Raw genomic sequence first — 2,221 nt, 5'->3', positions numbered from 1 at the left:
AAAGCCGGAGAATTCTCCGGCTTTTGTTTACTGAAATTCATTGTACGATACCTCGCCATGCATTATAATTCGAAGCGCAACGATAATCCCTATTGCTCGCAGTCGATCTGCTTCCTGAAAATATTTTCGGGTAATTGTTTTGCATTTTTTGATTCCTATCCATCTTTTGTATCTTATCAGAAACTGCACCGTCATGAAGACTTCAGACCCTATTGCTAAACCCGTACAGCGAGATTGGTACCTCGTCAATTTGAAAGTTTTTCTGATCCTATTGGTTATCTTCCATCATGCCGGGCCGGCTTACAGCGATAGCGATAATTGGATATACCAGCCTTCGCTTGATGAGTGCGCAGTTTGACTGCGGAGTTTCTTTGCTGTCAACGCTTCATTCCTCATGGGACTTTACTTCCTGTTTTGCGGTTACTTTCTCCCTTCCAGTTGCGACCGTCACGGTTTTCAGGGCTTTATATCGGCAAAATTTCCTCATTTGGGAATTCCGCTCCTCTTTTTTTACTGTTTTGTGCTCTGTAGTTACGGGGCATGTCGAGGTCGGTCACCTCTGGTTTGTCGAACGCCTGCTTTTCTATTCGCTGGTATATGCCCTTTTTTGGTTTGTCGTGCGCAAACCCATGCGCGTGCAGAGCGGGGTGAACGTGGTGTGGATCGTTTTTGCTGTCATAATCGTTTCTGCAGCTAATTATCGGGTACGTCCTGCCTGACCGATTAACAACTGAAAATGTTTGAGCGGTTTGCTTTGAGCGGAACCGACTCATCTGGCGCAGCATGTGGCACTTTTCGTGACGGGGACGGTTGCATGGCGAGGCAAGCTGGTTTCTTCGAATAACGCGACGTATGGGCATGATGCTCTTCGGCCTGGAATTGTTGTTGGCCCTATCGGTCTATCTGCAGGCCTTTTTCCAGATCGGTCGTTCATGGTGGTGGTATGAAACGCTGCTTTGTTTTTCGCTATCGTTCGGACTGATCGCCCTGTGCTGTTTCTTCTTTGGCAAAACATCTCGGATAATGCTGTGGATCGCGCCGCAATCGTATGCCGCTTACCTGGTGCACATTTTCGTGATATTGGGATTGTAATACCACTTCGATCGGGTACCGATGGGCGGCGGAACGGGAAAATTTCTTTTTGTCGGAGTGATGGCAAGTGCACTCGTATGAGGTCATCTATTTTTGCACCGCATTCCGGGTGTCGGACGCATTGTTTGCCCGCTTTTTGCCGAGTCGGTTTGGGACTGCCTACCTTTTGGGCGGCTTTCCTTCTTCGAGCCATTCTTTTTACCTGGAATATCTGCTTTCCCGGCCGGCCGTTCATCGAAGAAATAGGCTTTCTGCCGCCGTTTCTCCTCCTGCGAACGGGCGACGTAGACTTTTTCATGTATATAGGGGTTCTCCCCGGTGTAGAACATCACCGACGAGAGGGTCATCGGCGTCGGGGTGAGATCCTGTACCTGTTCGAGGTTGAAATGGAGCTTGCCGAGTACTTTCGCCGACAGCGAGCGCATGTCACGTTCGGTGCAGCCCGGGTGTGACGAGATAAAGTAAGGGATCAGTTGGTAGGGCAGCCCCTCGCGGCGGCAGATATGCTGGAAATCGGCGTTCAGTTGCTCGAAAAGTGCGAACGGAGGCTTGCGCATCAGTTTCAGCACGGCATCTTCGGTGTGTTCGGGGGCGACCTTTAGGCGTCCCGAGGTGTGGTGTTTCACGACCGTGGCGAGGTAAGGGCTGTCGTCGAACAGGTCGTAACGGATGCCGCTGCCGACAAAGGCCTTCTTGATGCCCTTCACGGCTCGGATCTTTTCGTACAAAGCCAACAGAGGCCGGTGGTCGTTGTCCAGATTTGGGCACATCTTCGGGTGCAGGCACGACGGACGGCGGCACCTGCGGCACAATTCCTTGTCGCGGCCGCCCATGCGGTACATGTTGGCCGAAGGTGCACCGACGTCCGAGAGGTAACCCCTGAAGCCGGGCATCGAGGCGATCCGCCGCACCTCGTCGAGGATCGAGCGCTCGCTGCGCGAGTTGATGAATTTGCCCTGGTGAGCCGATATGGTGCAGAACGAACAGCCGCCGAAGCATCCCCGGTGGATGTTGACCGAGTGTTTGATCATCTCCCAGGCCGGGATGTCTCCTTTGCCGTTATAGCGCGGGTGCGGTGCCCGTTCGTAAGGCAGGTCGAACGAGTGGTCGAGCTCTTCGGTCGTGAGCG

3 protein-coding genes are annotated in these 2,221 nt (G+C 52.8%); 2 read left to right on the top strand and 1 reads right to left on the bottom strand.

From position 1 onward, the window contains the following. Positions 1-341: 341 nt before the first annotated feature. Together QVP03_RS06220 and QVP03_RS06215 are read left to right on the top strand one after the other, a co-directional pair. Positions 342-719, top strand: a complete 378-nt coding sequence (locus QVP03_RS06220; RefSeq protein ID WP_154654064.1) for a hypothetical protein — start codon at positions 342-344, stop codon at positions 717-719. A 133-nt stretch (positions 720-852) separates the two neighbouring features. Beyond that, a complete protein-coding gene (locus tag QVP03_RS06215; RefSeq protein WP_022332656.1) occupies positions 853-1,092 on the top strand; it encodes a hypothetical protein in 240 nt (79 codons plus the stop codon). A gap of 83 nt (positions 1,093-1,175) precedes the next feature. Here the strand turns inward: QVP03_RS06215 and QVP03_RS06210 are convergent. Beyond that, positions 1,176-2,221 (bottom strand): DUF3362 domain-containing protein (locus tag QVP03_RS06210; protein ID WP_288210679.1); only part of this gene is annotated, 1,046 nt, incomplete at its 5' end.

It is taken from the genome of Alistipes sp. CAG:29 (genome assembly GCF_000435435.1).
In the GTDB taxonomy this organism is placed as follows: Bacteria; Bacteroidota; Bacteroidia; order Bacteroidales; family Rikenellaceae; genus Alistipes; species Alistipes onderdonkii.
Note: the sequence above shows the minus strand (reverse complement) of the source record. Positions and strands in the feature narration are given on the sequence as shown.